Source organism: Thiohalomonas denitrificans (genome assembly GCF_900102855.1).
GTDB classification, from domain to species: Bacteria; Pseudomonadota; Gammaproteobacteria; order Thiohalomonadales; family Thiohalomonadaceae; genus Thiohalomonas; species Thiohalomonas denitrificans.
Genome location: NZ_FMWD01000004.1, coordinates 130737 through 137035, shown reverse-complemented (window position 1 = coordinate 137035; position 6299 = coordinate 130737). Strand labels below are relative to the sequence as shown.

Annotated in this window: 6 protein-coding genes; 4 read left to right on the top strand and 2 right to left on the bottom strand. The window is 61.7% G+C overall.

The genetic code is table 11. The annotated features are described in order from the left end of the window. Window positions 1–258 precede the first annotated feature (258 nt). Entirely contained in the window at window positions 259–1413 is a 1155-nt protein-coding gene (locus BLP65_RS07315; RefSeq protein WP_245688263.1) for a phospholipase D-like domain-containing protein, read from the bottom strand. Window positions 1414–1493: 80 nt separating this feature from the next. Further along, a complete protein-coding gene (gene rnd, locus BLP65_RS07310) occupies window positions 1494–2651 on the bottom strand; it encodes a ribonuclease D (RefSeq protein ID WP_092994741.1) in 1158 nt (385 codons plus the stop codon). Between the two features lie 122 nt (window positions 2652–2773). Between rnd and BLP65_RS07305 the strand changes: the two genes are divergently transcribed. The 4 genes from BLP65_RS07305 (at window position 2774) to BLP65_RS07290 (ending at window position 6293) form a co-directional block, all read left to right on the top strand. Continuing rightward, window positions 2774–3319, top strand: coding sequence for a hypothetical protein (locus BLP65_RS07305; protein ID WP_092994737.1), 546 nt, complete (start codon window positions 2774–2776; stop codon window positions 3317–3319). A gap of 122 nt (window positions 3320–3441) precedes the next feature. After that, entirely contained in the window at window positions 3442–4818 is a 1377-nt protein-coding gene (mpl, locus tag BLP65_RS07300; protein ID WP_092994734.1) for a UDP-N-acetylmuramate:L-alanyl-gamma-D-glutamyl-meso-diaminopimelate ligase, read from the top strand. A gap of 257 nt (window positions 4819–5075) precedes the next feature. After that, on the top strand, window positions 5076–5696 hold the full coding sequence (locus BLP65_RS07295) for a flavin prenyltransferase UbiX (protein ID WP_092994731.1): 621 nt from the start codon (window positions 5076–5078) through the stop codon (window positions 5694–5696). A 6-nt stretch (window positions 5697–5702) separates the two neighbouring features. After that, the gene (locus BLP65_RS07290) at window positions 5703–6293 is read left to right on the top strand and encodes an LON peptidase substrate-binding domain-containing protein (protein ID WP_092994728.1); all 591 of its coding nucleotides are present in this window, start codon (window positions 5703–5705) and stop codon (window positions 6291–6293) included. The last annotated feature ends 6 nt before the right edge of the window (window positions 6294–6299 follow it).

Below are 6299 nucleotides of genomic sequence, written 5' to 3'. Positions count from 1 at the left end.
CTGCCAAGAAAAAGTCTGGACGGGGTCGCTAGGAGCCTTCGAGCCCGAGCCGAGCAGGTCAGTCTGTTCTCGGATAGGCTTCTAATGGCCCATCGGGAAAAGGGGTAACATCCAGCCGTTCTCACAAGGGCAGCCGGCGTGTTTGGCTGGGAGTGTTTCCCGGAGACAGGTCGGCGGTTTTTGGCTCGCGCAGGTGAGGAGCGTCGGTACGAGGCTTTGTCGATAGAGGTCTTTGCGGTAAATACCGGGCCCCGGCCCCTACGGGCCGTGCCGGTTGCGGCGTTGCTGGGTGCGGCGCTCCATCCACTGTTCGATGATCCCCCAGAACCACTCTCGCCACCGTCGGTACCAGGGCCGGGCAAACCAACCTTCACAGCTGTATTCGTAACTCTCCTGGAAATCGCGCTCGAACATGGCCCCGGCCGCGCCCCGCAGTTCGGGATCGTCGATCTCCTGGTTCGCCTCGAGATTCCAGCTGAAATTCCAGCGATCAACATTGCTGGAACCAATCGAAACCCATTCGTCGCACATCAATACCTTGGCGTGAAGGAATCGCGGCTGGTATTCGAAGATTCGAACCCCGTGGCGGAGCAGGCGGCCGTAGTAGCGCCTCCCGGCGTGGCGAACGGGCGGGAGGTCCGTGAGTGGCCCGGGAAGCAGGAGCCGTACATCTGCCCCGCGTGCCACCGCCCGCCTCAGTGCCCGGCGGATCTTGCGGGAGGGAATGAAGTAGGCAGTGGCGATCCAGACCCGCTGCCTCGCACCACGAATCCGCTTCAGGAGAGAACGTTTTACCTCGGCTCTGGCTGGCGCATTCATGACCACCCGTCCCGGCCGGCCGGCCGGAAGCGGTTCGGGCACCGGCAGCTGAATCCCCAGCGGGGTGCTGGCCCAGCGCTCCCGGTTCTTCTCAAACAGATTGTGCCAGTCGGCTACGCAGGGGCCCTGCACCTCGACCATGGTCTCGTGCCAGCTCAGTTCCGGGTGCCGGGAGGGGTCGAAGTCATCCGTGATGCCGGTCCCGCCCACGTAGGCAAGCCGGCCGTCGATGAGCAGCAGTTTCCGGTGATCACGAAACAGATTGCCATGAAAACGGCCGTAGCTGACGGGGTTGTAGTAGACCAGTTCAACACCGGCCTGAATCAGGCGCCGCCGGTCATGGCGTGAAAGCTCGCCGGCGCCGTAGTGATCCAGCAGGAGGTGGGTACGAACACCACGCTCGGTCGCCCGGCTCAATGCATCAATGAACCGACTGGCGATTTGTCCCGATTCCATCAGGTACATCTCGAAGAGGATGTATTGCCGGGACTCATCTATGGCTTGCAGCATGACCGGGAAAAAATGCGCACCATCCACCAGTAGTCGAAACCGATTCCCGTCCCTCCATGGATAGCGGTAGGTTCTCGCTTTCACTTCCCCTCCCGTGCTCCAGGTCGGAAACTACAGATAACCACAGCCTTTCTCCGTGTCCTTGGCGATGAAAACCTCCAGACCTACGCTGTGGGGGCGGCCTCGATGGCCAGACGGCCCTCTTGAATGGAAAGTGCCATGCTGCCCTCGAGCATGGCTTGCAGGTCTGCACCTGCTACTGCGTGCCGCCAGCCCCGCAGCAGTGGCAGATCGCGTTCACCCAGGACCAGCCGTTCGAGATCGCGGCGGTTGGCGACGGCGGCGGGGCTCACCTGACGGGCTCGACAGCGAGCGCGAAGTACTGCCATAAGGGTATCGACCACCTCGTCCTGTTCCGGGGCCAGGCGGGGACCCTCCTTCACTTCAGGCCAGGTGTCGCGCGGAGCCTTTCGTCCCGATGCGACCCGCTCCAGCAGTACCTGGCCATCGCGCTTGATCAGTTTTTCCTCCACCCCGCGGATGCGTTCCAGCTTGGTGAGGCTATCCGGCATGTGGCGGGCGATATCCAGCAGAATAGCATCGGCCACAATCCACCGGCGGGGACGGTCGGCGGCAACGGCCCGCTGCTCCCGCCATGCTGCGAGTTGCTGTAGCACCGCGAGTTGCACACCCTTCAGTCGGCCCGCGCCTTTGATGCGCTGCCAGGCCTGTTCGGGGGAGTTGGTGTAGCGCTCCGGATCGGAGAGGGTGGCAAAATCGTCGATCAGCCACTCTTCGCGATCGAGTTCCACCAGCTGCGCGAACTGGCGGTGGTAGATATCGCGCAGGTAACGCACATCATCGGCGGCGTACTTGATCTGGTCCTGCTCGAGCGGGCGCCGGCACCAATCGGCACGGGCATGTGCCTTTTCGAGTTCGATGCCGAGTTCCGTCTTTACCAGGTTACCGTAGCCGATCTGGTCACCTCCGCCCAGTACGGTGGCGGCGATTTGGGTATCGAAAATCGGTGCCGGGACCGTTCCCCTCAGCCCGAAGAGGATTTCCAGATCCTGGTGAGCGGCGTGCAAAACCTTGGTGATGGCCGGGTCGTAGAGAACGTCGAGCAGTGGATCGAGGTTGGCGAGAGCCAGCGGGTCCACGCAGGCGACCACGGATTCATTGGCAACCTGCAGCAGGCAGAGGCGCGGGTAATAGGTCTTTTCACGAATGAACTCCGTGTCCAGCGTCAGCCATTGGCTGCCGCCGAGCTCATTACAGAGCTCTTCCAGCCCTTCCGGAGTGTCGATGTAGCGATCGGTCATTGGGGCCCCGCCTGATAAGTGGATACCGCATTATACGGAATATTGGTGTTAGGACTCGAACAGGGGTAATGGCGCGGTTCCGGACCCCGAATCGGCATTGATGCCGACTTTGTGCTGCGGCTATGATGACGGCCGAACTTTTGCTGGAGCCACCGGAGCCGATGCAGGCACTGATTGAGACATTCTGGAGCATCATGCGGTTGCGCGCGGGACCGCAGATTCTGCCTGCCTCCAACTTTCTGCTGGCACCGATTCTGCTTCTGCACTGGGCCGTCGGGGTGGGGCTGGGCGCCTTCAGCCTGGCCCCGGGGATGGCTCTCGCTTCGGCGCTTGCCGGCACGGTGATGGTAGTGATTTTCGTGCATGCCCTGCTTGGCCTGCGCGGACTTCGTGCGCGGGCGATCCAGACGTTGACCGCTCTGGCGGGCTGCGAGGTGCTGTTGGGGGCACTCGCGATTCCGCTGACCGCCTGGTTTTTTGCGGTTCCGGAGGCGCAGCGGGCCCTGCCGGGACTGCTTTCCTTGCTGGTTCTCGGGTGGAATATCGCACTGGCCGGTCATATCTTTCGGCACGCGTTGGGGATTTCGTCCAGCATGGGCCTGGTTGCAGCGCTCGGTTATATTTTGGTCTCGTTCGCTCTCGCCGGCGCCATTACTCCGGCGCCGTAACCCGGATGACCCCGCCATTTCACTGCAACGACGCTCAGGAGAGTGCAGAACCGCAGAGCAGCATGAGCAGCAGTTCACGAAGCGGGCTTCCCTCTTTGTAGTGAATCATTCAGGCTAACGGCATGCATATTCATATCCTCGGTATTTGCGGTACCTTCATGGGCGGTATCGCCCTGCTCGCCCGTCAGATGGGGCATTCGGTCAGCGGGCAGGACGCCGGTGTCTATCCGCCGATGAGTACGCAGCTGGAAGAGCAGGGGATTGCCCTCACCCAAGGGTGGGACCCGGCAGGTATTCCGGCCGGCGTTGACCAGGTCGTGATCGGCAACGCCCTGTCACGTGGGAATCCGGCCGTGGAGTACGTGCTTAACCGCAATCTTCCGTACACCTCGGGTCCCCAGTGGCTTGGAGAAAACCTGCTGCGGGATGCGTGGGTGCTCGCGGTAGCCGGTACCCACGGCAAGACCACCACCTCGGCCATGCTCGCATGGATACTGGAAGAGGCCGGACTGGCGCCCGGATTTCTAATCGGTGGCGTGCCGCAAAACTTCGGCATTTCGGCACGCGCAGGTGACACACCCTTTTTCGTCGTGGAAGCCGATGAGTACGATACCGCCTTTTTCGACAAGCGCTCCAAATTCGTCCACTACCGTCCACGCACTCTCATCCTGAACAACCTGGAATATGACCACGCCGATATTTTTCCGGATCTGGCTGCCATTCAGCGGCAGTTCCACCATCTGGTGCGGACCGTACCCGGAGAAGGGCTGATCCTGGCCCCTGATCGTGAACGCAATATCGGCGAAATGCTGGAAATGGGTTGCTGGACACCGGTGGAGTCTATCGGTTCGGATGAGGGCTGGATGGCGCGGAACAGCGTCACCGACGGCAGTTGTTTCGAGGTGCTCTGGAAGGGCCGGTCACAGGGGAGCGTCGCCTGGGAACTGCAGGGTGAACACAACGTGGCCAATGCCCTTACGGCGATCGGTGCCGCACGTCATGCCGGCGTACCGCCGGCCCAGGCCATCGAAGCCCTGGCGGGCTTCAAGAGTGTCAAACGGCGCATGGAGTTACGCGGCGAGGTGGCCGGAGTTACGGTCTACGACGACTTCGCCCACCATCCCACCGCCATCACCACCACACTGGAGGGACTGCGCCGCAAGGTGGGCGAGGCCCGTATTCATGCGGTGCTCGAACCGCGCTCCAACACCATGCGTATGGGCGTGCATCGGGATGCTCTGGGCGAGTCGTTGCGGCAGGCCGACCGGATCTATCTCTACAAACCGGCCGACCTGGGCTGGGACCCGGCCTCGATGCTCCGGCCCCTCAAAGCCGGGGCCGCCGTCTACGACGAGATAGAAGCTATTATTAGAGATTTGGTGGCTGAGGCTCGTCCCGGCGACCAGATTCTCGTTATGAGCAACGGCGCCTTTGGCGGCATCCATGAACGTCTTTTGAGTGCACTGGAAAAAACGGCGATGCCGCAGAGACGCAGCTAGGGGCCTGTCCGAGAATTAGCAATGGGCTCCAAAATGTAGGTTGGCGCTGAGGAACGAAGCCCAACAAAATCAGCGTTGGGGTTCGCATAACTCACCCCAACTTACAATAAGCACGATGTTCTCGGACAGGCTCCTGGCAGCCTGTCCTTTATATTCACTGGAGTCGCGATGCCTGTATCGATCACCGAGATCGCAGTTCCTCCAGCAGTCTTCGGGTTTCAGCGCCTCTGCGGTAGTGTTTTTGATGGAGAGCCGCTGTGAGCCGCAAGGCGGTGACGCTGGCGATCACCGGGGCATCCGGGGCCGTGTACGGTCTGCGGCTGCTGGAGTGCCTGATTCAAAGTGGCCGTCCGGTCTATCTGATGGTATCCCCGCCGGCACAGGTGGTGATCGCAACCGAGACGGATCTGGACCTGCCTGGAACGCCAGCCGCGATGCAGGGATTCCTTTCGGAGCGTTTCGGGGCTGCTCCGGATCAGCTTCAGGTATTCGGGCGGGAGCAGTGGATGGCGCCGGTGGCGAGTGGGTCGGCGGCACCGGATTCGATGGTGGTGTGTCCCTGTTCCACCGGCACACTTTCGGCGATCGCCACGGGCGCCAGCAACAACCTCATCGAGCGTGCTGCGGATGTCGTACTCAAAGAGCGTCGCCGGCTTGTGCTGGTGCCGCGGGAGGCGCCCCTGTCGGCGATCCACCTGGAACATATGCTGAATCTCTCCCGGCTCGGTGTGACCATCATGCCGGCCGCACCCGGTTTTTATCACCACCCGAAATCCATCGAAGACCTGGTCGATTTTGTGGTGGGGCGTGTACTTGACCACATCGATGTTGAACATGCGTTGGTGCCCCGCTGGGGTTACCGCGGCAAACCGGGCTGAGGCAAAATGTCGGGTGAGGCGAATGAAATTCCGCTGTTTCCCCTCCATACGGTACTGTTTCCCGGCGGTCCGCTGACGCTACGACTCTTCGAGCCCCGTTACCTGGACATGGTCAGCCGCTGTCTGCGCGATGACTCCGGTTTTGGTGTGGCACTGATCCGGCAGGGCGGGGAGGTGGGCGAGGCGGCTGAAACCCATAACATCGGCATGCTGGTGCGGATCACGTACTGGGAGCGCCGGCCCGACAAGTTGCTGGGGATTACGGTTCGTGGCGAGCGCCGGTTTCGTATCCTTTCCACCCGCGTAATGCCCGATCAGCTGGTGATGGCGGAAGTTTCCTGGCTGCCCGCGGCCGAGTCCGCGCCCGTACCGTCGCGGTTTGCTCCCCTTGCGGAGTTGCTACACGGGATCATCGACCAGCTGGATCATCCCTATATCACGCTGCCGCGTCACTTCGACGATGCAGCTTGGGTTGCGGGCCGGTTGGCCGAAATTCTGCCCCTTGCCCTTTCCCGCAAACAGCGGCTTCTGGAAAGCGACGATTCCTATTGGCGCCTTAGCGAAATCCAGAACGCCATCGCCTCGGGCGCTTCTTGAGATAGA

Excerpts from the sequence above, each read along its gene's own strand:
- rnd (WP_092994741.1), bottom strand. The coding sequence starts at position 2,651 with ATGACCGATCGCTACATCGACACTCCGGAAGGGCTGGAAGAGCTCTGT.
- BLP65_RS07305 (WP_092994737.1), top strand. The coding sequence starts at position 2,774 with ATGATGACGGCCGAACTTTTGCTGGAGCCACCGGAGCCGATGCAGGCA.
- mpl (WP_092994734.1), top strand. The coding sequence starts at position 3,442 with ATGCATATTCATATCCTCGGTATTTGCGGTACCTTCATGGGCGGTATC.
- BLP65_RS07290 (WP_092994728.1), top strand. The coding sequence starts at position 5,703 with ATGTCGGGTGAGGCGAATGAAATTCCGCTGTTTCCCCTCCATACGGTA.